A 248-nucleotide genomic window follows, 5' to 3' on the forward strand; every position below is an offset into this window, starting at 1 on the left:
CTGATCGTCGTTGCAGTTCGGATGGATATTCTGCTGAATACCAACTACATCCGGGATGCAGTCTGCATCAGCTTTTGCCTGAACGAACTGCTTTCCATCGTGGAAAATACAAGTTTAATGGGGATCCCATATCCGCCCGCAATCCAAAAAGCAATTGATGTTCTGCAAACGAAAATCGGCAGAACAGAAGAAACAACCGACAAGGAGGACAAGTAATATGACTATTTTAAGACCAGATGCAACAACGA

The 248-nt window shown here is 44.0% G+C and carries 1 protein-coding gene; it reads left to right on the plus strand.

Annotated features, from left to right (window positions below; translation table 11 throughout):
• Window positions 1–216, plus strand: a 216-nt coding sequence (locus DXB92_RS14230; protein WP_242986711.1) for a phage holin family protein, incomplete at its 5' end; no start/stop codon positions are given.
• Window positions 217–248 lie beyond the last annotated feature (32 nt).

It is taken from the genome of Ruminococcus sp. OM06-36AC (assembly GCF_003438725.1).
Classification (GTDB): Bacteria; Bacillota; Clostridia; order Oscillospirales; family Ruminococcaceae; genus Ruminococcus_C; species Ruminococcus_C callidus.